Source organism: Paracoccus kondratievae (genome assembly GCF_009301415.1).
Lineage (GTDB): Bacteria > Pseudomonadota > Alphaproteobacteria > Rhodobacterales > Rhodobacteraceae > Paracoccus > Paracoccus kondratievae.
Genome location: NZ_CP045073.1, coordinates 338,087 through 359,492, shown reverse-complemented (window position 1 = coordinate 359,492; position 21,406 = coordinate 338,087). Strand labels below are relative to the sequence as shown.

The window sequence follows — 21,406 nt, the reverse complement described above, 5'->3', positions numbered from 1 at the left end:
CCCCATGAACAATGGCTTAAACCTGCCCCCTAAGGTTACCGAACGCGCCTTTGCCCGGCTGGCCGAAATCAATGGTGACGGCCCGGTGCGCCCCTTGCGGGTAGCCGTCGCGGGCGGCGGCTGTTCGGGGTTTCAGTATGACATCCGGCTGGACGACGTGGCCGAGGATGATCTGATCCTCAGCAACGGCGGCCAGGCCGTGGTTGTCGATCCGGTCTCGTTGCCCTTTCTTGCCGGGGCGACCATCGACTTTACGGATGAGCTGATCGGTGCGCGCTTTACCATCGACAACCCCAATGCCAGCTCGTCCTGTGGCTGCGGCACCTCTTTCTCGATCTGATCTGGCGCGCGGGCGGGCAGGCGGCTAGTCTTGCCCGTATGAAAATCGCGACCTTCAACATCAATGGCGTCCGCGCCCGTATCGAGACCCTGACCGGTTGGCTGGCCGCAGCCCATCCCGACGTCGTCGTCCTGCAGGAGATCAAGACCCAGGACGAAGGTTTTCCGCATGAGCCGATCGCCGATCTTGGCTACAACATCGAAACCCACGGGCAGAAGGGTTTCAACGGCGTCGCTATCCTCTCCAGGCTGCCGCTTGAGAATGTGAGCCGCGGCCTGCCCGGCGATGACGGTGATGAGCAGGCCCGCTATATTGAGGCGACGGTTGTCGGCCGTGATGCCCTGCGCATTGCGGGGCTCTACCTGCCGAACGGCAACCCTCAGCCGGGACCCAAGTTTGATTACAAGCTGGCGTGGATGCAGCGGCTGTACGACCGGGCAAGGGCGCTGCTGAAGTCCGAGATGCCGGTGGCGATGATGGGTGACTATAACGTCATCCCCGAGCCACGCGATGCGGCCTTCCCCGAAAAATGGGTCGACGACGCGCTGTTTCAGCCCGAAAGCCGGGCGGCCCTGCGCCGCATCATCCATGACGGCTGGATCGAAGCGGTACGGCTGCATCATCACGGCAGCCAGCGCGGCCCGTTCACTTTTTGGGATTATCAGGCCGGTGCCTGGCAAAAGGACAACGGCATCCGCATCGATCATGTGCTGTTGTCGCCCGAGGCCGCTGATCTGCTGATAGATGTCGGCATCGACCGCGATGAGCGGGCAAAGGAAAAGCCCAGCGACCACGTTCCGGTCTGGGTCGATCTGAACCTGTAAAGGCCACACCCGCAGGAAAGGGCGGGGATCACCTGCCCTGCATGCCCCCTTGGCACGGGTTCCCGTGGACGGCGATTGCTTTAGTCGCCGTCGTCAGGCACCTCGTCATCATCGCCAAAGCGGGCGTCGTCGTCAAATTCGTCTTCGCCCTCACCAACATATTTCGAGGACAATCTGATCGAATGATTGTCATGGATCGGGTCCATGACGATATCTGCCGGGATCTCTCCCGCCAGCCATTCGCGGATCTCGTCCTTGGTCTCGTCGACGTCCTGTTCCGTGACCCTGGCGATATAGGTTATGAAGGCACGCTGATCGCCGTCGATCTCTTCCAGGTCGCCTTCATCGGCCTCGGGCCATTTTTCAACGATGGCGTCGAAAAAGGCGGGCCAGTTATCGCGGACATGTGCCCATTTCATCAGTAGCCCCCTCCACCACCGAAGCTGCCCTGAACCAGACGCGACGCGCCGGTGATATCTTCGCCTATGCCGGCAACGGTATTGCACGCCGTCAGTCCAAGAAGGGTCAGGACAACAACGATTCGACTAAGTCTCATTTACTTTACCTCCTGCCACCAGGTTTCTGGCATAAAGCCGGGCCAGTCACCGTAAAGCGGCGTCTTTTCAGGATAATCCAGATCGGCGCGATGGGCCAAGCGGGAAATCCGTGAATAGCTGACCGGGATGACATAACGTCCGGCGGTTAAGACACGGTCAAGCGCCCTCACCGCGGCGAGATAATCCTCGCGCGAGCGGGCCTGACCCATTTCGGCGATCATCGCCTCGGCGGCGGGCGAATCCATGCCCATCCAGTTCTTGCTGCCTGTCGTCGTCACCCCGTCGCGGCCCCAATACAGCCGCTGCTCATTGCCCGGCGACAGTGACAGGCCGCGCTCATACCAGGTCATGTCGAACTGGTAATTGTTGGTCCGCTCGACATATTGCGCGGCATCGAGTTGGGTGACGCGTGGGTGAATACCCAGATTGCGCAGCGACTGGACAAAGATATCGACGATCTGCCGGGTCTCGGCGGCGGTGCGCATGGCGCTGCCGGACTGGTTCAGCAAGATCTCAAAGCTGAACGGGCGGCCCTGCGCGTCACGCAGCTCGCCATCTTGCACGGTCCAGCCCGCCTCGGCCAAAAGCTCAAGCGCGGCGCGGATCCCCTTGCGGTCGATGGCCCGCTCACCCCCTTCGGGCAGGGCATAGCCTCCGATCGTGCCGGGGGGCAGGTCGTTGGCAAAGGGGGCCAGCAACTCGGCCTCGCGGCCAGAAGCGGGACCGGGTTCCATCGCCAATTCCGAGTTTGAGAAATAGCTGGTGATACGAGGGTCCTTGCCGCCGCTAAGCGTCATATTGATGAAGCGGTAGTTAAAGGCTTCGATCATCGCTTGCCGCACCCGCCAGTCGGCGAATAGCGGATTGCGGGTGTTCATCACCAGACCAATGATGCCCGAGGGCCGGCCATGGGTGATTTCGGATTTCACGATCCGGCCGTCGCGCATGGCAGGAAAATCAAAGTTCTTTTCCCAGCGTGCCGCGACCAGCTCGCGCCAGACGTCGATCTCGCCAGCCTTGAAAGCCTCGAACATGGCTGAGGCGTCGCCGAAATAGTCGTAACGGATGGTGTCGAAATTGTTCATGCCGCGGGTCACCGGCAGATCGCGTGCCCAGTAGTCGGGGTTGCGGCGCAGCGTGATCGCGCGACCCGGATCAACCTTGTCGATGATATAGGGGCCCGAGCCGATGGGGGCCATCAGGCTGGACTGACCAAAGTCGCGCCCCTCCCATTGCGCCTTTTTCAGTATCGGGCGCATGCCCATCAGCATCACAAGCTCACGATCCGGGGTATTGAAGGTAAAGCGGACCGAGCGCGGGCCAGTCTGCTCCATCTTTTCGACCTTTGACCAGACGACGGTGTAGCGCGGATGCCCTTTGGTCCCCAGCGTCTCATATGACCACATCACATCTTCGATAGTGACCGGAGAACCGTCCGAAAAACGCGCTTCGGGACGCAGAGTGAACTCAACCCAGCTGCGTTCATCATCGGTTTCGACTGTTTCAGCAAGCAGTCCGTAAAGCGTGAAGGGCTCGTCCAGCGAACGCATCATCAGCGGCTCGGCCACGATTCCCGGCTGGGTAAACAGGGGCCAGACCGGGTTGCCCATCAGGATCCACGGGTTCAGCGAATCGAAAGTGCCCGTCTCGGCCAGGCGAATCGTCCCGCCTTTTGGCGCCTCGGGGTTGACGTAGGGCAGATGAGGAAAGCCCGGTTCAAGCGCAGGTTCTCCATACATTGCAATGGCATGCATGGGTTCGGCAGCACTTGCCAGCGGCATGCATGCAACACCCAGACAAAGCGCGATTCGCCGCCAGATCGCGGATTCGTTAGCAAATTTGAAGAATCGCATGCTCGATTGCCCTGATTTCCGGGTCGGTGATCTTGTTAAGCCCGAGATTAACCGGCTGTTCACCGCGACGCAAACTTACGCCTTGGACTCAGAAGGCGAAAAGCGTATAGATAAGGCACTGCTCGATAGGTTTCTTGCCTGTATGAAACCTGCCTCATGACTTGCGCCCGCCTAGTGCGGGCGCTTTTTTTCCTGAGCCTTTCGACCGCTGCTCCTGCTCTTGTGTGGGGCAGGCTTTTTGCCCATGCTGCCGCCAGATTTTGGTTCATGTGGCAGGAGACGGCGATGTTCGAGAAATTCCTTGGCGGCAAGACGGCGGTGGTAACCGGCTCGAATTCGGGAATCGGTCTTGGCATCGCCCATGAACTGGCGCGGGCTGGTGCGGATGTCGTTCTGAACAGCTTTACCGATGCGCCCGAGGATCATGCGCTTGCCGAAAGCATGGCACGTGAACATGGCGTCAAGGTGCGCTATATTCAGGCTGACATGTCAAAGGGGGCCGATTGCCGCGCGCTGATCGAAAAGGCGGGGACCTGCGATATCCTGGTGAATAATGCGGGCATCCAGCATGTTGCGCCGATCCCAGATTTTCCGGCCGGGAAGTGGGATGCGATCATCGCCATCAACTTAAGCTCGGCCTTTCATACCACTGCGGCGGCGCTGCCGCTGATGCGCAAGGCCGGGTGGGGGCGGGTGATCAATATTGCCTCGGCCCACGGCCTGACCGCGAGCGAGTATAAATCGGCTTATGTTGCGGCCAAACATGGAGTCGTCGGTCTGACCAAGGTCACGGCGCTTGAGACGGCGAAAGAGCCGATCACCTGCAACGCGATTTGCCCGGGCTATGTTCTGACCCCGATCGTGGAAAAGCAGATCCCTGACCAGATGAAGACCCATAACATGAGCCGTGAGGATGTGATCGCCAAGGTCATGTTGCAGCGCCAGCCTTCGGGGCAATTCGCCACAGTCGAGCAAATGGGTGGTACCGCAGTGTTCCTGTGCTCGCCCGCAGCGGATCAGATCACCGGGACGACCATTTCGGTCGATGGTGGCTGGACGGCGCTGTAAGCTGGAATTATGGGGCGGCCCGACCGCCCCATAATTTGATCGGGGCCTTAGCCCCAAACCGCCTCAAACTCGCGCCACTCGCCCTTGCTCATGCCGCTGTTTTCCTGGGTCACCGTCTCGCCGGCGAGGCGGCGTTTCAAAACCTCGACGCCTTTCGCGGATAGCTGGACGGCACCCAGACGGTAATCCTCGAACGCGGCATAGGCATGGGGGACCCAGTCGCGGACGATGTTACAAATCACCTCGGCATAGGCGCGAATTTCATATTGTGCATGGGCGTCGGCGCGCAGACGCAGGAAGTGGAACAGGTTGTGCAGGTCCACCTTCCAATACCATTGCGTATAGACATTGGCGGGCAGATTCATGCGCGCCAGTTCACGGGCCAGACCCTGCTGACCCTCCTGGCTCAGCATCTGTTCGTAATGGTCATAGGCGCGCATCGCGTCCTCGCGCAGCAGGTCAAGCACGCGCGCAGCCTCATCCCCTTCCAGCACCTGACCCCGGCCCTGATTGTTCACTGTCGATTGCGCCGCCAGATGCTCGGGGGCGGGAATGTAGAACTCACGGTCAAGAATCGAATAGCGCGCCGAATATTCGTTTACGTTGGCAGTACGGTGGCGAATCCATTGACGGGCGACAAAGACCGGCAGCTTGACGTGAAACTTGACCTCGCACATCTCGAAGGGGGTCGAATGCCAGTGCCGCATCAGATAGCGGATCAGCCCTTCGTCATTCGACACCGATTTCGTGCCCCGGCCATAGCTGACCCGCGCCGCCTGGGTGATGGCGGAATCGTCGCCCATATAGTCGATGACACGCACAAGGCCGTGGTCCAGAACCTCATGGGCCTTGTAAAGATGCTGCTCCATCCCCTCGGAAACCGCACGCAGGGTAGGGCTGGGATTTGCACGCTGCTCGTCGATCTGGGCCTGTTGTTCGGGGGTGATGGGCATGGCGGAATCCTCGGCTGATTAAGCATATCTTGTGGCATTACCCGCCGCTACATTCAACAGTTTGTGTCGGCCGTTTGCCGGGGCAGGCTGCCGCAGGCGTTGCAGATACGGGCGTGAAATGTCACTCTGCCGGCGATGGGGCGCCATGACTTGCGCCCGCCAGGCACATCCTGACAGGAGGAAACTACGATGAAGATTCGATATCTGCACACTATGGTGCGGGTGCTGGACCTTGAAAAGAGCATGGCGTTTTTCAAGCTGCTGGGGCTTGAGGAAACCCGGCGCATCGAAAACGAAAACGGGCGTTTTACGCTGGTCTTCATGGCACCGCCCGGCCAGCCCGAATGTCCGGTCGAGCTGACTTGGAACTGGGACGGTGATGAGGGGCTACCGTCGGACAGCCGTCACTTTGGTCATCTCGCCTATCGCGTCGAGAATATCTATGAGATTTGCCAGAAACTGATGGATGCCGGCGTTGCCATCAACCGCCCGCCGCGCGACGGGCACATGGCCTTTGTCCGCAGCCCCGACAATGTCTCGATCGAGCTGTTGCAGGAGGGTGAGCATTTACCCCCGCAAGAACCTTGGGCCAGCATGGAAAATACCGGCCACTGGTAAGACGCGCAAAGACGCAGGGGGTACAAACCCGCCCGTCTGCCACGTGCGATCCCGGGTAGGGATCAGCAGGGATCAATAGATATAGCGGATCTGTTCGGTCCAGAAACGTTCGACCCGCCGCCATTGCAGGTTCACCGCCTCAAGCGGCGGGTCATCAAGCACGCCGGACATCTCCAGTCCCTCAGCGTGGCGCATAAAGAGCTGTGCCACGCAATCGTGCACCTCCTGCCCCGCCGGGGTCAGGCGGACCCGGACTGATCGGCGGTCCATCTCACAACGCTCGTGGTGCAGATACCCCAGCTCGACCAGCTTCTTGAGATTATAGGATACGTTCGAACCCTGATACATGCCGCGCGACCGCAACTCGCCCGCCGTCACCTCGGCCGTACCAAGATTATAGATCAGCAATGCCTGCACCGGCGTCAGTTCTGACCGGCCCAACCGCTCGAACTCATCCTTGATGAGGTCGAGCAAAAGCCGGTGCAGTCGTTCCAGCACCTGCAGGCTTTCCAGATAAGCCTCGATCCGGCCATTCCGCGGCGGGGCCTGCGGGGCGGGGACCATTCGGGCAGATCTGTGTTGCATGGGCGATTTCCGTTCATGGCCTTGTTTGGGCCAAGATGGCGCAGATTTGCCAATCTTCGGTTAACCGCCGGCAGGTTCGCTAAAATTGCCGCTATTTCTTTACCAGCCGCTTTGCGGCAAAGCGCGCCACGCGGTTCAGCATCGGCACCAGCGCCTCGGGCCCGGCCTGCCGGCCCGAGAGTCGCGCCGTGATCCAGGGGTAAAGATCCTGGTCATTTTCATCGAGCAGCGTTTCGTAGAGATCAAGCTCGGGGTCGTTCATCCCCTCAAGCTCGCTGTCCGAAAAGGGGCCAAGGATCAGATCCATCTCTTTGGTGCCCCGCCGCCAGCTGCGCATCCGCAGCCTTTTCAGCCTTGTCTGTCTGTCGTCCACGCTCGCCCCCGGCTTGCCTGTCTGCGGGGGCGGGCCTATGACAGGACAGCCCAGCCGCAGGATGAGTTCGATGAGCCTTTTGTCCCAGACGCTTGCCCGCGTCAAACCCTCGCCCACTATTGCCATCACGGGCCGCGCGCGCGAACTTGCCGCCGAAGGCCGTGATATCATCAGCCTCTCTGCAGGCGAACCTGATTTCGACACCCCGGCCCATATTCGCGAGGCAGCCAAGGCCGCGATCGACGCCGGCCACACTCGCTATACCGCAGTCGATGGTATCCCCGAACTGAAGCGTGCGATCTGTGACAAGTTCGCGCGGGAAAACGGGCTTGATTACAAGCCCTCGCAGGTCACCGTTGGCACCGGAGGCAAGCAGATCCTATATAACGCCCTGATGGCGACGCTGAACCCGGGAGATGAGGTTATCATCCCCGCGCCCTATTGGGTCAGCTATCCAGATATGGTGCTGTTGGCCGGGGGGACGCCGGTCGTTATCGAGGGGGCGATGCAGAACGGCTATCGCATCACCCCCGAGCAGCTTGAGGCGGCGATCACACCGCGGACGAAATGGGTGATTCTGAATTCGCCTTCGAACCCGACCGGTGCGGGCTATAGCGAAGATCACCTGCGCGGCCTTGCCGATGTCCTGATGCGCCACCCGCATGTCTGGGTACTGTCGGACGATATTTATGAGCATCTGGTCTTTGACGACTTCCGCTTTGTCACGCCTGCACAGGTCGAGCCGGGGCTGAAGTCGCGCACGTTGACCATGAACGGCGTTTCAAAAGCCTATGCGATGACCGGCTGGCGCATCGGTTATGGTGCGGGACCCGAAGAGCTGATCCGCGCCATGGCCAAGCTGCAGTCGCAATCGACGTCGAACCCCTGTTCGATCAGCCAGTATGCGGCACTGGCCGCGTTGGAGGGGCCACAGGATTACATCAACGAAAGTCGCGCCGTCTTTCAGCGCCGCCGCGATCTGGTCGTCGCGGGGCTGAATGCCTGCCCCGGCATTGATTGCCCGGTGCCGCAAGGGGCATTCTATGTCTACCCCTCGATTGCGGCATTGATCGGCAAGACCTCGGCCGCTGGTACGGTGATCGTGGATGATGAGGCTTTTGCCACGGCGCTGCTGGATGAGACCGGGGTTGCGGTCGTCTTTGGCGCGGCCTTTGGGCTGTCGCCGCATTTCCGTATCTCTTACGCGACCTCGGATGAGATGCTGGCAGACGCCTGCGCGCGCATCAAGCGTTTCTGCGAAGGCTTGCGCTGAAAACGGCGGCGGCGGGGCAGGGACCCCGCCGCCCTGTCACAAGACCGGTCAGGCCACGAAAAGCTGGGGTTTCGTCAGGCTTTCGGGGCGCAGGATCGCGTCCAGACGCTCTTTGGGCAACAGACCCTTTTCCAACACCAGCTCATAAACGCCGCGGCCGGTCAGATGCGCCTCGGTCGCGACCTCGGTTGCGGCGGCATAGCCGATATAGGGGTTCAGTGCCGTGACAATCCCGATCGAGCGGCGCACGGTTTCCTTGAGCACGTCGCGATTGGCGGTGATGCCGCGCACGCAGTTATGTTCCAGCGTCTGACAGGCCGCGATCAGATGGCTGACCGAACGGAACATGCTGTAGGCGATCACCGGCTCAAAGGCGTTCAGCTGCAATTGCCCGCCCTCGGCCGCCATGGTGATGGTCATGTCATTGCCGATCACCTCGAAACAGACCTGATTGACGACCTCGGGGATGACCGGGTTCACCTTGCCGGGCATGATCGATGAACCGGCCTGCTTCGCAGGCAGGTTGATTTCGTTGAACCCGGCGCGCGGCCCGGATGAGAGCAGCCGCAGGTCGTTGCAGATCTTGCTGAGCTTGACCGCCACGCGTTTCAGCACACCGGATACCTGTACAAAAGCGCCGCAATCCTGCGTTGCCTCGACCAGATCGGGGGCGGTGACCACTGGGATCACGGTGATTTCCGCCAGCCGTGCCCTTACCCGTTCGGCATATTCAGGGTGAGTGGTGATGCCGGTTCCGATGGCCGTAGCGCCAAGGTTGATCTCGCAAACGAGGCTTGCTGCTTCGGCAAGGCGGGTCTCATCCTCTCCGATGGTGATGGCAAAGGCGTTGAATTCCTGCCCCAGTGTCATCGGCACCGCCTCTTGCAGCTGGGTGCGGCCCATCTTGAGGATATCAGAGAACTCGGCGCCTTTTTCGGCAAAGGCCCCACGCAACGAGGCCAAAGCCGCGATTACATTTTGCAACCCACGCCACGAGGCCAGCCGCAATGCCGTCGGATAGACGTCATTGGTGGACTGGCTCATGTTCACATGTTCGTTCGGGTGCAGATATTGGTATTCGCCCTTGGCATGGCCCATGATTTCAAGGGCGCGGTTGGCGATCACTTCATTGGCATTCATATTGGTCGAGGTCCCGGCCCCGCCCTGAATCTGATCGACCACGAACTGATCGTGCAGCTTGCCGGCGCGGATTTCTTCGCAGGCTGCGACGATGGCGTCGCGGCGCTCGGGCGAAAGCAGACCCAGATCGGCATTGGCCAGCGCCGCCGCTTGCTTGATCGCGGCAAGGGCCCGGATCAGCTCGGGAATTTCACCGATCGGCCTGCCCGAGATCGGGAAGTTCTCGACGGCGCGCAAGGTATGGACGCCCCAATAGGCCTCGGCAGGCACCTCGCGATCGCCAAGCAGGTCGTGTTCGATGCGGGTTTTTTTCATGTTCACCTCGGGCGCAGGCACCCGGCCCGCCAAGGCGGTTCCGGCGCGATGCGCATTTCTGTCGGATATGTTGCTATGACAGGGCGTGACGCGCCCCTGTGTGTTCAAGATTTAGGCAGGATCAACAGCGTTTTCCAATGCCAAGTCGCGCTGGGTTATTCTGTTTCTGCATAACCCTCGCCAAGCTCACGCGCGGCCTGCCACACCCGGCCGGTAATCCCGCGCCCGCGGGCGGCATTGCGGTAAAGGCGGATCTCCATCGGCAGTTCGGGGGCGACGACTTCCAGGCGGCTGGTCTCGATTTCGCTTTCGACCAGCCGGCGGGGCAGCCAGACCACGCCGTGACCGGCGACGGCCATGCTTTTCATCGCCTCGGCCATGCTCGCTTCATCGGTATGGGCGACATAGACTTTGGGCGCGCCGGGTTGGGTCAGCGCGATCCGGGCCATGGCGTTCAGAAACGAGCCGCGCGAATATTTCAGCATCGGCATGCCCTCGGTCAGCCATTCCTCGGGCCAGCCGGGGCGGGCGACGGCGACAAGGCTGTCCTGACCGACGACCAGATGCGGAAAGCCCTCTGGGTCCAGCGGGATGTTCACCTGTGGGTGGGCATAGGTCAGGAAAAAATCATAACCGCCCTCGGTCAGGGCCTCGATGCAGCGGTCAAAGTTTTCGGGCTTGACGCGGCTGGTCATCTGGCCGGCCGCTGCCTTTAGCCGCATCAGCCAGCTGGGCAGAAAGGTCACGGTCAGACTGTGCAGCGCCACAAATGAAATCTCTCTGCCATGACTGCGGGTGTGATCCCGAAACTCGGCGCGGCGGGCGTTGATCATGCGCACGGCCTCTTCGGCGGTTTCGCGAAACAGCACACCTTCCGGGGTCAGGGTCACCGGATAGCTTTCGCGTGACAAAAGGTCCGTTCCCAGCCATTCCTCAAGTGCACGGATGCGGCGGCTAAAGGCGCTTTGCGTCACCCCGCGCAACTCGGCCGAGCGCGAGAAGCTGTGCGTTTCGGCCAGAACCAGAAAATCCTCAAGCCATTTGAAATCCATGCGCCCCCCTTTTGCCCGCTTTAGCCGAGCCCTCGCCAGCGCGCCACGACAAAGGCGGCTGCGGGTGCTGCGGGGTCAGATCTCGGTCCAGTTCTGCTCGACCACCGCCTCCATCGAAACATAGCTGTTCGTTGCGTGCAGATGCGGCAGGGTCGAGATGTGCTGGGCAAGGATCCGGCGATAATCGGTCATATCGCGCGAACGGACCTTGATCAGATAATCAAAGCCTCCGGCGATCATGTAGCACTCTTCGACCTCAGGGATGGCGCGGACGGCGGCGTTGAAGCGCTCCAGCGCCGGCTGCCGGGTATCGGACAACCGTACCTCGACATAGGTGACGTGCGTGAGGCCCAGCTTGAGCGGAGAGAGGATGGCGCGATAGCCCGTGATCAGCCCCATTTCCTCAAGCTGGCGGATGCGCAGCGCCACCGGTGTCTTGCTAAGCCCGACCTTGCGCGCCAGCTCGGTGATGGGAATACGGGCATTTGCCACCAGCTCTTGCAGGATCTTGCGATTGGTGGCGTCGAGCGCTTCTTCCATGGTCCAGATATGGCCTGATCTTCGTGACGATTGGCTATGAAGATGGCATAATATGGTCACATGGTCTAGCTCATTGCCGCTATCAGGGCCTTGTCTTGCAGGAGAATGCCATGCCCGTTCCGTCCCGTTCCGCTGATCTGCCCCTTTCTGCCCTGGACCTTGAGGCAAAGTTCCAGCCCGAGGCCGCGCTTTTGCAGCGCCTCAGTGCCGAGGCGGCGCTTTCGGATGCTCAACGTGCCGCGATCACGGCCCGGGCTGCTGATCTGGTGCGCCGGATCCGGTCCGAGGCGAAACCGACTCTGATGGAGCATTTTCTGGCCGAATACGGCCTTTCGACGCGTGAAGGCGTGGCGCTGATGTGTCTGGCCGAGGCGATGCTGCGCGTCCCGGACCGCCAGACCATCGACGCGCTGATCGAGGACAAGATCGCGCCCTCGGACTGGGGCAAACATCTGGGCGAGGCGTCCTCATCGCTGGTCAATGCCTCGACCTGGGCGCTGATGCTGACGGGCAAGGTGCTGGACGACGATCAGGGCGGCATCGCTGGCACTTTGCGTGGGGCCATCCGCAGGCTGGGCGAACCGGTGATCCGCGCCGCCGTCGGCCGGGCGATGAAAGAGATGGGGCGGCAGTTCGTGCTGGGTCAGACCATCGAGGCGGCGCTTGAACGTGCCGCGCAGCGCGAGGCGCAGGGCTTTACCTACAGCTATGACATGCTGGGCGAGGCGGCGATGACCGGTGCGGATGCGGCGCGCTATGCCCGGGACTATTCCGATGCCATCGCGGCGATTGCCAAGGCCTGCACCAAAGGGTCGGTGCAGATGAACCCCGGCATCTCGATCAAGCTGTCGGCGCTGCATCCACGTTACGAGGTTGCGCAAGAGGCCCGGGTCATGGCCGAACTGGTGCCGGTGGTGCTGTCACTTGCCCGGCAGGCCAAGGCTGCTGGCATGGGCATGAACATCGACGCCGAAGAGCAGGACCGGCTGGTCCTGTCCCTGAAAGTGATCGAGGCGGTGCTGTCCGACCCCTCGCTTGCCGGCTGGGACGGGTTCGGCGTCGTGGTTCAGGCCTATGGCAAACGCGCCGGTCAGGTGATCGACTGGCTGCATGCTTTGGCTGAAAGGCTGGATCGCCGCATCATGGTCCGGCTGGTCAAGGGCGCATACTGGGACAGCGAGATCAAGCGCGCTCAGGTCGAGGGGCTGCCGGGCTTTCCGCTGTTCACCACCAAGGTTGCAACCGATGTCAGCTATATCGCCAATGCCCGTAAGCTGATCGGCTATGCCGACCGCATCTATCCGCAATTCGCCACCCATAACGCCCATACCGTGGCCGCGATCCTTGAAATGGTCGGCGATATCGAATTCGAGTTCCAGCGCCTGCATGGCATGGGTGAACGTCTGCATGACATTGTTTTGCGCGATCACAACGGTCGTTGCCGTATCTATGCGCCGGTCGGGGCGCATCGCGACCTGTTGGCCTATCTGGTCCGCCGCCTGCTGGAGAATGGCGCCAACAGCAGCTTTGTGCATCAGATCGTGGATGAGGCGGTTACGCCCGAAGAGGTCGCGCGTGATCCGCTTGAGGCATTGGCCTCGGCGCAGCCTCCTGCCGGGCTGGTGGCACCTGATGCACTGTTTGGCGCGACGCGTCCCAACTCGCAGGGGTTTGACCTTAGCGATGAAACAACGCTCGCCCGGATCGAGGCCGCTCGGCAGGGCTCGCTGCCTGACGCTGCGCCGCTGACCGTCTCGCCCTCCTCGGGGCAGCGGGCAGAGGTCCTGAACCCCGCCAGTGGTGAGGTCGTTGGCCATGTGACCGAGGCGGATGCCGAAACCGTTGCGCGCGCCATCGAGGATGCCCGGATCTGGGACGCATCCGCCCCTTTCCGTGCTGAGGCTCTGCGCCGTGCCGCTGATCTTTACGAAGCGAATTTCGGCCCGATCTTTGCGGTTCTTGCGCGCGAGGCGGGCAAGACCCTGCCCGATTGTGTGGGTGAACTGCGCGAGGCGGTGGATTTCCTGCGATATTATGCCGCCGAGGGCGAGGCCCAGACCGGACGTCCGCGCGGCGTGATCGCGGCGATCAGCCCGTGGAACTTTCCGCTGGCCATTTTTACCGGCCAGATCGCGGCGGCTTTGATGGCTGGCAATGCAGTGCTGGCGAAACCGGCCGAGCAGACGCCGCTGATCGCTGCCATTGCCGTGCGCCTGCTGCATGAGGCAGGGGTGCCCAAATCTGCGCTGCAACTTCTGCCCGGTCAGGGCGGGACGGTCGGTGCGGCGCTGACCTCGGACCAGCGTATCAATGGCGTGGTCTTTACCGGCTCGACCGAGACGGCGCAGATCATCGCGCGCGCCATGGCCGAGCATATGGCCCCCGGCACACCATTGATTGCCGAGACCGGGGGACTGAACGCGATGATCGTCGATTCGACTGCCCTGCCTGAACAGGCGGTGCGCGATATCGTCGCCTCAAGCTTCCGTTCGGCGGGGCAACGTTGCTCGGCGCTGCGCTGCCTTTACGTGCAAGAGGATATCGCACCGCATCTGATCGCCATGATCAAAGGCGCCATGGATGAGCTGCGCATCGGCGATCCGTGGCGGCTTGCGACCGATGTCGGGCCGGTGATCGACGCCGAGGCACAGGCAAATATCGAGCAATATCTTGAAAGCCGCGCGAATCTCGTCCTGCATCGGGTCTGGGCGCCGAAACAGGGGCATTTTGTGGCGCCGGTGCTGCTTGGTGTCAAAGGTATCGACGATCTTGACCGTGAAATCTTTGGTCCCGTCCTGCATGTCGCAACCTTCCGCGCGGGAGAGCTGGATCAGGTGATCGCGGATATCAACCGGCGTGGTTTTGGCCTGACCTTTGGCCTGCACACCCGGATCGATTCGCGGGTGCAAGAGGTGTCGGACGCGATCCATGCCGGCAATATTTACGTCAACCGTAACCAGATCGGCGCGGTGGTCGGCAGTCAGCCCTTTGGGGGCGAGGGGCTGTCGGGCACCGGCCCGAAGGCGGGCGGGCCGCTTTATCTGGGACGCTTCTTTGCGCCCGAGACCGTGAGCGCCACAGATGCGGGGCAGGGCGGAACGGCGGATCTTGGTACGCTAAGCGCCGCTTTGCGTACGGCCGGCGCAGCCCGGATCGACGAGCGGCTGATGCCCGGCCCGACCGGAGAGCTGAACCGTCTCGTTCTTCATGCCCGTACGCCGCTGATCTGCCTTGGGCCGGGGCGCGAGGCGGTCGCGGCGCAGGTGGCGGCGGTCAGTGCACTTGGCGGTCATGCCGTGCCGGTCCATGGACATCTGCCCCCCGAGGCGCTGGAGGCGCTGCAAGGTTTCTCGGCGGTACTGTGGTGGGGCGATGCCGCCCAGGGGCGCGCCTATGCCCGTGTGCTGGCAGCGCGTAAAGGACCGATCCTGCCGTTGATTACCGCTGCACCTGATCTGGCCCATGTCGCGCATGAGCGTCATCTGTGCGTCGATACCACTGCTGCGGGCGGTAATGCCGCATTGCTGGCGGGTTAAACACGCATAGCTCCGGCCCGCGTCGGGCGGGCCGGTCAGTCCTTGCGCATTGCCTCAAGCCAGGCATGGATCGCGGTCAAAGCCTCGGGTTCGTCAAGAAAGGGGATATGCGCGCGGTCGGGGACCTCGGCCCGGATCATGTCCGGACGGCGACGCTGCATTTCGTTGGCAGTATCTCTTGCCAAAAGGTCCGAATTCGCCCCCCGGATCAGTGCCAGAGGCAACCCCTGCGCCGTGTCGAACATCGGCCAAAGATCGACCTCGGGTCCCTCAAAGGCTGCCATGAACGCCTGCCGCAGTTCGGGATCGTAGTTGATGCGCAGGCCAGCGGGCGTTTCAAGATAATGGCGCTGTGCCTCTTCCAGCCAGCGGCTTGCGGGGACATTGGCAAAGCCGGGCATATTCGCGGGCAGACGCTGCGCCAGATCCTCCAGGGTTTTGGCGGCAGGGTTGCGGCCCAGATAGTCGAAAATACGAACCAGCCCTTCACGTTGCAGGACCGGACCGACATCGTTCAGACACAGGCCCAACAGCCGGTCATGCGCGGTCGCGGCCAGAAACATGCCGATGATCCCGCCCCGCGAGGTGCCGAGCACCGCCGCCCGCTCAATCCCCAGGTGATCCAGAAGGGCCAGCGCATCCCGTGCCTCTTGCAGGACGGTATAGCTGTTGCCGCCGGTCCAGTCGGAATCGCCTCGGCCCCGGTAGTCGGGCCGGATCAGCCGTACCCCGGACAGATGCGGGGCAAGATAGTCAAAGTCGCGCCCCGTCCGGGTCAGACCGGCCAGTGCCAGAACCGGCAGCCCTTCGCCTTCATCGCGATAGGCAAGCTTTGCGCCGTCCTCGGCCCGGAAAAAGCGCGGGCTCATTACAGGTTTTCCGATTGCGGCATTCCCAGAACGTGATAGCCGCCATCGACCAGCACGATTTCCCCTGTGGTGCAGGCACCCCAGTCCGAACACAGCCAGACCGCCGTGCCGCCGATCGCCTCAAGCGTCGCATTGGCGCGCAGTGGGGCGTTGGCCTCGGTGTGGCGATAGGTCTTGCGCGCGCCGCCGATCGCTGCGCCGGCCAGCGTTTTCATCGGGCCGGGGCTGATCGCGTTGACGCGGATCCCCTCGGGGCCAAGGTCATTGGCCAGATAGCGGACCGAGGATTCCAGCGCCGCCTTGGCCACCCCCATGACGTTATAGAACGGCGTGACCCGGTTCGAGCCGGCATAGGTCAGCGTGATGATCGAACCGCCGTCCTTCATCAGCGGCTGCGCGCGGCGGGCCAGATCAATCAGCGAATAACAGGAAATCGTCAGCGAGTTCTTAAAGTTGTCGCGGGTCGTATTGATAAAACGGCCAGTCAGTTCAGTCTTGTCGGAGTAGGCGATGGCGTGGATCAGAAAGTCGAGCCCACCCCAGCGCGTCTCGATCTGTCTAAAAGCGCGGTCGAGCGATTCGTCATCCAGCACGTCCACATCCATCAGGAAATCAGAACCAAGCGACTGCGCCAGCGGCTCGACCCGCTTGCCAAAGGCTTCGCCCTGATAGGTAAAGGCCAGTCCGGCACCCTCGTCAGCCAGAGCTCGCGCAATCCCCCAAGCGATAGAACGGTCATTCGCGACCCCCATGACAAGGCCGCGTTTCCCTTTCATCAATTCGCCCATGGTTTAACCTTTTCCTGATTCATTCACGATATTTGGACAACACCAGCGTGGCGTTGGTGCCGCCAAAGCCGAAACTGTTGGAAAGGACGCTGTCAAAATCGACATTGTCCATCCGTTCACGCACGACCTCGGCGGGTTGGATTTCGGGGTCGAGTTCGGTGATATTGGCCGAGGCGGCGATAAAGCCGTTCTGCATCATCAGCAGCGAATAAATCGCCTCATGCGCGCCGGTCGCGCCCAGCGAATGCCCGGTCAGGGATTTGGTAGATGAGATGGGCGGTACAGCGCCCTCACCAAAGACGCGGCGCAGCGCCTTGACCTCGCCGACATCACCCACCGGGGTCGAGGTGCCATGCGCATTGACATAGCTGACCTGCCGCCCCTCGGGCAGGGTAGACAGTGCCAGCCGCATCGACCGCTCTCCGCCCTCGCCAGAGGGGGCAACCATGTCATAGCCGTCGCTGGTCGCGCCATAGCCCGTGACTTCGGCATAGATCTTGGCACCGCGCGCCAGCGCGTGACCCAGTTCCTCAAGCACGACGACGCCGGCGCCACCGGCAATGACAAAACCGTCGCGGGTAACGTCAAAGGGCCGGGATGCGCTTTGTGGCGTGTCGTTATATTTCGACGACATCGCCCCCATGGCGTCAAAAAGGCAGGACAGCGTCCAGTCCAGCTCTTCGCCACCACCCGCAAAGACGATGTCCTGCTTACCCATCTGGATCAACTCGGTACCATTGCCGATGCAATGGGCCGAGGTCGAGCAGGCCGAGGTGATCGAATAGTTCACACCCTTGATGCGGAACGGCGTCGCCAGACAGGCCGAATTGGTCGAGGACATGCAGCGCGTGACCATAAAGGGTCCCATACGCTTGGGCGCACCCTTTTCCAGCACGATGCGATGCGCGTCGAACAGATTCGCGGTCGACGGCCCGCCAGACCCCATGACCAGGCCGGTGCGTTCGTTCGAAACATCCTCGGGCGCAAGGCCCGCGTCCTCGATCGCCTGTTCCATGGCGATGAAGTTATAGGCGGCACCCATGCCCATAAAGCGCAGGTTGCGCTTGTCGATGTAATCCTCGACCGCGATTTGTGGCATGCCGTGGACCTGGCTGCGAAAGCCGTGCTCGGCATATTCCGGGGCAAAGACGATCCCCGACCGGCCGGTCCGCAAGCTTTCGGTGACTTCGGCGGCATTATTGCCGATGGGAGAGACGATGCCCAACCCGGTGATGACGACACGGCGCATGGCGTGCTCCTGGTTCCTGGGTCAGGCGGCCGACAGGGCCACCTTCATATCCTTGACTTCGTAGATCGTTTCACCGTCGGCCTCGACGCGGCCGTCGGCAACGCCCATGGTCAGTCGGCGGGTCTGGATCGCCTTGGTAAAGTCGACGAAATAACGCAAAAGCCTGCGGTCGGGGCGTACCATGCCGGTCAGCTTGACCTCGCCCACACCCAGCGCATAGCCGCGCCCCTGCCAGCCGCGCCAGCCAAGGTTAAAGCCGGTCAGCTGCCACAGCCCGTCAAGACCCAGACAGCCGGGCATGATGGGGTTGCCGGGGAAATGGCACGGAAAGAACCAAAGCTCGGGATGAATATCGAATTCGGCGACAACATGGCCTTTGCCGTGCAGGCCACCCTCGGCCGAGATATCGGTAATGCGGTCCATCATCAGCATCGGCGGTTCGGGCAATTGGGCATTTCCGGGGCCGAACAGCTCGCCACGGGCGCAGGCCAGCAAATCTTCCTTGTCAAAGCTGGTCCGTGTCATCGTCATGCGCGTCTGTTCTCCTCGATCCGGCATTGCGTTGCTCATGCTGTCCGTGCTGCTGTCGCCGGGCAACGCCCTGCACGAAACCTGACCTTCGATCTATCATTCCGTCGCGGCAAGGCGCAAGGGCGCAGGGGGTGTTGATGATCGGGCCCTCTGTCGCACCCACCTGTATATTGGAAAGCCCCCGCCGGTTTCTTCTTTCGTGTAAAAATATCCATTAATAACAGTGCATCGTCAGGCCGCGTGTTCTGCCAATTCACCGGCTCGCCGCGCGATCAGGCCGATCCCAGCCGCAATATCACCGTCGCGGATCGAGGAATAACCCAGACGAAAGAACGGGCAGGGGACCGGCGGGGTCTCGAAAAATACCTCTCCCGGCTCGATCAGAACGCTGTCGTCAAGCAGCCGCGCGGCCAAAGCGCCGCTATCGATCCCCACTGGTCCTTCAATCCACAGGCTTGAGCCGCCCGAACGTGCTGCCCCGGCAATGCGCAGGGGTGTGGCAGCCAATGCGTCTTCCATCAACGCGCGACGACGCTTCAGTGCGCCGCGCAGCCGCACGATATGGGCGTCGTAATGCCCTAGCGCGAGAAAATAGGCAGTGATCCGTTGCAGGTGGTTCGGAGGGTGACGCAACATGATCGCCCGTAGCGCCCGCGCCCGCGCAATGAATGGCTTGGGGGCAACCATGTAGCCGATGCGCAGTCCCGGAAACAGCGACTTTGAGAAGCTGCCGATATAGATCACCCGCCCGCTGTGATCGAGCGATTTCAGCGCCGGGGCCGGTGGGGCAAGATAGGACATCTCGAAATCGTAATCATCCTCGATGATCAGAAAATCCTGCGCGGCGGCGCGGGCCAGCAGGTCGCGGCGGCGCGGCAGCGGCATGGTCGCGCCGGTAGGGATATTGTGACTGGGGGTGACGATCACCAGCCGCGTGTCCTGGGGCAAAAGCTCGGGGTTCAGCCCGCCCTCATCGACGGTCAGAAAGGTCGTGGGACTGTTCGCGCGGCGCAACGTTTCGGCGAAATCGGGGTAGCCGGGATCCTCGGTCACCGCCAGCCGGTCACCCCGGGCAAGCAGTTCAATGGCAATGAAAAGCGCGTTTTGCGCCCCAAGCGTCACCAATACCTCATCTGGCTCGGCCTGAATCCCGCGCCGGGGCAGTGAGTGCGAGCAGATATAGTCGATCAACATCGGATCGTCGGCGCCGTAAAGATCCGAAGCAAGTTCGCCAAAGTCCCGCGTCCCCCAGGCCCGTCGTGCGCAGTCGCGCCAGGCGTTGTGGTCAAACAGCGCCGCATCGCTTTGCCCATAGATGAAGGGATAGCGAAAATCCTGCCAGTTTGAGGGCTTGCGGATCACCCGCTGACGCGGCACCTCGCCTGCAAGCCAGCGGTCCCAGTCAAGAGCGGTCTGGCCGGGCAAGGATCTGGCGGCCCTCAGCCGGCGATGGGGGACGGTTGCGGCGACCATGACGCCGGAACGCGGCCGGGTCTCCAGATAACCCTGGCTGATCAGCTCCTGATAGACCAGCGTGACGGTCATCCGTGACAGGCCCAGCGATTCGGCCAGCCCCCGGGTTGAGGGCAGCCGCGTGCCCGGCCGCGCCCGTGTCTCAAGGATCGCCCGTACGATGGCGGCTGCCAGCCGCGCCTGCAACGTCCCTGCCTCGCTGTCGCGCAGGAAGTACATCTCGACGGGGATTCGGTCGCTCATCTGGACTTATCTTTCCTTTTAACTGGACATATCGTTACGCCCCGTCACCTGCAACATTTTGCCGCATAAGCAGCCGCTGAGAGCTGTCCCGTGTCAGGAAGATTTGTCCGGGCGAAAAGCCCGGTCACGTCGCAGGACCAACAACGCAAAGACAGGGAGTCATGACAATGACCAGCATGGACCGGGCCGGAACGTTTCTGGCCGCGATCGCGCTTGCCGCAGGGCTGGGCCTTGCAGGGCCGGCCGGGGCCGAAACCACGGTGGTGGTGGGCTATCAGCAGATCGTCGGCCCCTTTATCGCCGCCATTGCCGATGGGCGGCTGGACGCCGCTGCCGAAAAGGCGGGCTACAAGATCGACTGGCGGCAGTTCTCATCGGGCGGGGATATCTCGACCGCGCTTGCCTCGGGCAATGTGCCGGTGGGGGTGCTGGGCTCGACCGGGATCGCCGCTGCCACCACGCGCGGGGTTGAGTTCGAGCTGTTCTGGATCCTCGACAATATCGGCAAGGCCGAGGCGCTGGTCGCCCGCAAAGGCTCGGGCATCGAAAGCACTGCCGACCTGACTGGCAAGAATGTCGCGGTGCCTTTTGTCTCGACCTCGCATTTCCATCTGCTGGTCGGCATGGACCAGGTGTGGAAGATCGACCCGCGCGGTGTGAACATCCTGAACATGAAACCGCCGCAGATCCTTGCGGCCTGGCAGCGCGGCGATATCGACGCGGCCTATGTCTGGCCTCCGGTGCTGACCGAACTGATGAAAGAGGGCAAGGTCATCGCCGATAGTGAGGTGATCGGCGCGGCAAGTGTCCCGATCTTTGACGGGCTGGTCGCGGATAAGGATTTTGCCGCCAGGAACCCTGCATTCATGGAGGCGTTCACCAGCACGCTGGCCGAGGCTTATGCCGATTACAACGCCAATAAAGCGGCATGGACGGCGGATTCCCCGCAGGTCGCGGGTATCGTCAAGATGATCGGCGGCGACCCCGCCGGCACAGTCGAGGCGCTGAATATGCTGACCTTTCCCGACGCGGCCGAACAAGCATCTGAAAGATGGCTGACCGGCGGTGCGGAACGGGCACTGGGCGAAAGCGCGCGATTCCTTGCTGAGCAAAAGCAGATCGACCGCTCGCTCGACGATTATGCCCCCTTTGTGAACGCAAGCTACGCCAGTGCCGCTGCGCAATAGCCGTCCCGATCCCATCCGCAGAAAATTCCGCGCTGCAAA

Annotated in this window: 22 protein-coding genes; 8 read left to right on the top strand and 14 right to left on the bottom strand. The window is 61.9% G+C overall.

Going from position 1 to position 21,406, the window contains the following annotated elements; all coding sequences use genetic code 11:
- Nucleotides 1-4 precede the first annotated feature (4 nt).
- The gene (locus F8A10_RS13115) at nt 5-340 is read left to right on the top strand and encodes a HesB/IscA family protein (protein ID WP_010395967.1); all 336 of its coding nucleotides are present in this window, start codon (nt 5-7) and stop codon (nt 338-340) included.
- A 38-nt stretch (nt 341-378) separates the two neighbouring features.
- Nucleotides 379-1,164: an exodeoxyribonuclease III gene (gene xth, locus F8A10_RS13110; protein ID WP_152367544.1), complete on the top strand. Its 786-nt coding sequence runs from the start codon at nt 379-381 to the stop codon at nt 1,162-1,164.
- 80 nt (nt 1,165-1,244) lie between these two features.
- Here xth and F8A10_RS13105 read toward each other — a convergent pair whose 3' ends face one another.
- From F8A10_RS13105 to F8A10_RS13100, 3 genes are read right to left on the bottom strand one after another with little or no spacing between them, the layout of a single operon-like run.
- Nucleotides 1,245-1,583, bottom strand: a complete 339-nt coding sequence (locus tag F8A10_RS13105; protein WP_010395971.1) for a hypothetical protein — start codon at nt 1,581-1,583, stop codon at nt 1,245-1,247.
- A complete protein-coding gene (locus F8A10_RS21120) occupies nt 1,583-1,720 on the bottom strand; it encodes a hypothetical protein (protein ID WP_010395973.1) in 138 nt (45 codons plus the stop codon). The genes F8A10_RS13105 and F8A10_RS21120 overlap by 1 nt, the downstream gene beginning before the upstream one ends.
- Nucleotides 1,721-3,574 (bottom strand): extracellular solute-binding protein, encoded by a 1,854-nt coding sequence (locus F8A10_RS13100; protein WP_010395975.1) that lies wholly within the window; start codon nt 3,572-3,574, stop codon nt 1,721-1,723. It lies immediately after the preceding gene.
- Here F8A10_RS13100 and F8A10_RS21115 point away from each other — a divergent pair.
- Nucleotides 3,474-3,734: a hypothetical protein gene (locus tag F8A10_RS21115; protein WP_176224523.1), complete on the top strand. Its 261-nt coding sequence runs from the start codon at nt 3,474-3,476 to the stop codon at nt 3,732-3,734. The genes F8A10_RS13100 and F8A10_RS21115 overlap by 101 nt on opposite strands.
- A gap of 125 nt (nt 3,735-3,859) precedes the next feature.
- Nucleotides 3,860-4,642, top strand: coding sequence for a 3-hydroxybutyrate dehydrogenase (locus F8A10_RS13095; protein WP_029371988.1), 783 nt, complete (start codon nt 3,860-3,862; stop codon nt 4,640-4,642).
- A 47-nt stretch (nt 4,643-4,689) separates the two neighbouring features.
- On the opposite strand, the gene thyX is transcribed toward F8A10_RS13095, so the two are convergent.
- The gene (gene thyX, locus F8A10_RS13090; RefSeq protein ID WP_085501841.1) at nt 4,690-5,595 is read right to left on the bottom strand and encodes an FAD-dependent thymidylate synthase; all 906 of its coding nucleotides are present in this window, start codon (nt 5,593-5,595) and stop codon (nt 4,690-4,692) included.
- Between the two features lie 189 nt (nt 5,596-5,784).
- Here thyX and F8A10_RS13085 point away from each other — a divergent pair, with 189 nt between their 5' ends.
- The gene (locus F8A10_RS13085) at nt 5,785-6,213 is read left to right on the top strand and encodes a VOC family protein (RefSeq protein ID WP_010395985.1); all 429 of its coding nucleotides are present in this window, start codon (nt 5,785-5,787) and stop codon (nt 6,211-6,213) included.
- Between the two features lie 72 nt (nt 6,214-6,285).
- Here F8A10_RS13085 and F8A10_RS13080 read toward each other — a convergent pair whose 3' ends face one another.
- On the bottom strand, nt 6,286-6,798 hold the full coding sequence (locus F8A10_RS13080; RefSeq protein ID WP_138918330.1) for a MarR family winged helix-turn-helix transcriptional regulator: 513 nt from the start codon (nt 6,796-6,798) through the stop codon (nt 6,286-6,288).
- A gap of 91 nt (nt 6,799-6,889) precedes the next feature.
- On the bottom strand, nt 6,890-7,135 hold the full coding sequence (locus F8A10_RS13075; protein WP_152368146.1) for an FAD assembly factor SdhE: 246 nt from the start codon (nt 7,133-7,135) through the stop codon (nt 6,890-6,892).
- A 106-nt stretch (nt 7,136-7,241) separates the two neighbouring features.
- On the opposite strand from F8A10_RS13075, the gene F8A10_RS13070 reads away from it, so the two are divergent.
- Nucleotides 7,242-8,444, top strand: a complete 1,203-nt coding sequence (locus F8A10_RS13070) for a pyridoxal phosphate-dependent aminotransferase (RefSeq protein WP_152367543.1) — start codon at nt 7,242-7,244, stop codon at nt 8,442-8,444.
- Between the two features lie 48 nt (nt 8,445-8,492).
- Here F8A10_RS13070 and aspA read toward each other — a convergent pair whose 3' ends face one another.
- The 3 genes from aspA to F8A10_RS13055 all read right to left on the bottom strand — a co-directional run bounded on the left by aspA (nt 8,493) and on the right by F8A10_RS13055 (nt 11,491).
- On the bottom strand, nt 8,493-9,899 hold the full coding sequence (aspA, locus tag F8A10_RS13065; RefSeq protein ID WP_040601966.1) for an aspartate ammonia-lyase: 1,407 nt from the start codon (nt 9,897-9,899) through the stop codon (nt 8,493-8,495).
- A 155-nt stretch (nt 9,900-10,054) separates the two neighbouring features.
- Nucleotides 10,055-10,951, bottom strand: a complete 897-nt coding sequence (locus F8A10_RS13060; RefSeq protein ID WP_085501844.1) for a LysR family transcriptional regulator — start codon at nt 10,949-10,951, stop codon at nt 10,055-10,057.
- 75 nt (nt 10,952-11,026) lie between these two features.
- Entirely contained in the window at nt 11,027-11,491 is a 465-nt protein-coding gene (locus F8A10_RS13055; RefSeq protein WP_010395998.1) for an Lrp/AsnC family transcriptional regulator, read from the bottom strand.
- A gap of 110 nt (nt 11,492-11,601) precedes the next feature.
- Here F8A10_RS13055 and putA point away from each other — a divergent pair, with 110 nt between their 5' ends.
- Entirely contained in the window at nt 11,602-15,027 is a 3,426-nt protein-coding gene (gene putA, locus F8A10_RS13050) for a bifunctional proline dehydrogenase/L-glutamate gamma-semialdehyde dehydrogenase PutA (RefSeq protein WP_193668283.1), read from the top strand.
- Nucleotides 15,028-15,062: 35 nt separating this feature from the next.
- On the opposite strand, the gene F8A10_RS13045 is transcribed toward putA, so the two are convergent.
- From F8A10_RS13045 to pdxR, 5 genes are all read right to left on the bottom strand, one after another.
- Nucleotides 15,063-15,896, bottom strand: a complete 834-nt coding sequence (locus F8A10_RS13045) for an alpha/beta fold hydrolase (RefSeq protein ID WP_010396002.1) — start codon at nt 15,894-15,896, stop codon at nt 15,063-15,065.
- Nucleotides 15,896-16,684, bottom strand: a complete 789-nt coding sequence (locus F8A10_RS13040; protein ID WP_152367542.1) for an enoyl-ACP reductase FabI — start codon at nt 16,682-16,684, stop codon at nt 15,896-15,898. Before F8A10_RS13040 ends, F8A10_RS13045 begins: the two co-directional genes overlap by 1 nt.
- 19 nt (nt 16,685-16,703) lie before the next feature.
- Nucleotides 16,704-17,933 (bottom strand): beta-ketoacyl-ACP synthase I, encoded by a 1,230-nt coding sequence (gene fabB / locus F8A10_RS13035; protein WP_010396005.1) that lies wholly within the window; start codon nt 17,931-17,933, stop codon nt 16,704-16,706.
- A gap of 21 nt (nt 17,934-17,954) precedes the next feature.
- A complete protein-coding gene (gene fabA / locus F8A10_RS13030; protein WP_152367541.1) occupies nt 17,955-18,464 on the bottom strand; it encodes a bifunctional 3-hydroxydecanoyl-ACP dehydratase/trans-2-decenoyl-ACP isomerase in 510 nt (169 codons plus the stop codon).
- 231 nt (nt 18,465-18,695) lie between these two features.
- Entirely contained in the window at nt 18,696-20,180 is a 1,485-nt protein-coding gene (pdxR, locus tag F8A10_RS13025; protein WP_010396011.1) for a MocR-like pyridoxine biosynthesis transcription factor PdxR, read from the bottom strand.
- 167 nt (nt 20,181-20,347) lie between these two features.
- Between pdxR and tauA the strand changes: the two genes are divergently transcribed.
- Complete coding sequence (gene tauA, locus F8A10_RS13020) at nt 20,348-21,367, top strand: taurine ABC transporter substrate-binding protein (protein WP_085501901.1); 1,020 nt, start codon at nt 20,348-20,350, stop codon at nt 21,365-21,367.
- Nucleotides 21,368-21,406 lie beyond the last annotated feature (39 nt).

Bases quoted from the DNA above. Each gene is read 5' to 3' on its own strand.
- F8A10_RS13075 (WP_152368146.1), bottom strand. From the start codon at position 7,135: ATGCGCAGCTGGCGGCGGGGCACCAAAGAGATGGATCTGATCCTTGGC.
- F8A10_RS13055 (WP_010395998.1), bottom strand. From the start codon at position 11,491: ATGGAAGAAGCGCTCGACGCCACCAATCGCAAGATCCTGCAAGAGCTG.
- F8A10_RS13070 (WP_152367543.1), top strand. From the start codon at position 7,242: ATGAGCCTTTTGTCCCAGACGCTTGCCCGCGTCAAACCCTCGCCCACT.
- F8A10_RS13060 (WP_085501844.1), bottom strand. From the start codon at position 10,951: ATGGATTTCAAATGGCTTGAGGATTTTCTGGTTCTGGCCGAAACGCAC.
- tauA (WP_085501901.1), top strand. From the start codon at position 20,348: ATGACCAGCATGGACCGGGCCGGAACGTTTCTGGCCGCGATCGCGCTT.
- F8A10_RS13045 (WP_010396002.1), bottom strand. From the start codon at position 15,896: ATGAGCCCGCGCTTTTTCCGGGCCGAGGACGGCGCAAAGCTTGCCTAT.
- F8A10_RS13100 (WP_010395975.1), bottom strand. From the start codon at position 3,574: ATGCGATTCTTCAAATTTGCTAACGAATCCGCGATCTGGCGGCGAATC.
- thyX (WP_085501841.1), bottom strand. From the start codon at position 5,595: ATGCCCATCACCCCCGAACAACAGGCCCAGATCGACGAGCAGCGTGCA.
- F8A10_RS13115 (WP_010395967.1), top strand. From the start codon at position 5: ATGAACAATGGCTTAAACCTGCCCCCTAAGGTTACCGAACGCGCCTTT.
- pdxR (WP_010396011.1), bottom strand. From the start codon at position 20,180: ATGAGCGACCGAATCCCCGTCGAGATGTACTTCCTGCGCGACAGCGAG.
- fabB (WP_010396005.1), bottom strand. From the start codon at position 17,933: ATGCGCCGTGTCGTCATCACCGGGTTGGGCATCGTCTCTCCCATCGGC.
- F8A10_RS13085 (WP_010395985.1), top strand. From the start codon at position 5,785: ATGAAGATTCGATATCTGCACACTATGGTGCGGGTGCTGGACCTTGAA.
- F8A10_RS13080 (WP_138918330.1), bottom strand. From the start codon at position 6,798: ATGCAACACAGATCTGCCCGAATGGTCCCCGCCCCGCAGGCCCCGCCG.
- F8A10_RS13040 (WP_152367542.1), bottom strand. From the start codon at position 16,684: ATGGGCGAATTGATGAAAGGGAAACGCGGCCTTGTCATGGGGGTCGCG.
- putA (WP_193668283.1), top strand. From the start codon at position 11,602: ATGCCCGTTCCGTCCCGTTCCGCTGATCTGCCCCTTTCTGCCCTGGAC.
- fabA (WP_152367541.1), bottom strand. From the start codon at position 18,464: ATGACGATGACACGGACCAGCTTTGACAAGGAAGATTTGCTGGCCTGC.
- F8A10_RS21115 (WP_176224523.1), top strand. From the start codon at position 3,474: ATGGGTTCGGCAGCACTTGCCAGCGGCATGCATGCAACACCCAGACAA.
- F8A10_RS13095 (WP_029371988.1), top strand. From the start codon at position 3,860: ATGTTCGAGAAATTCCTTGGCGGCAAGACGGCGGTGGTAACCGGCTCG.
- F8A10_RS21120 (WP_010395973.1), bottom strand. From the start codon at position 1,720: ATGAGACTTAGTCGAATCGTTGTTGTCCTGACCCTTCTTGGACTGACG.
- xth (WP_152367544.1), top strand. From the start codon at position 379: ATGAAAATCGCGACCTTCAACATCAATGGCGTCCGCGCCCGTATCGAG.
- F8A10_RS13105 (WP_010395971.1), bottom strand. From the start codon at position 1,583: ATGAAATGGGCACATGTCCGCGATAACTGGCCCGCCTTTTTCGACGCC.
- aspA (WP_040601966.1), bottom strand. From the start codon at position 9,899: ATGAAAAAAACCCGCATCGAACACGACCTGCTTGGCGATCGCGAGGTG.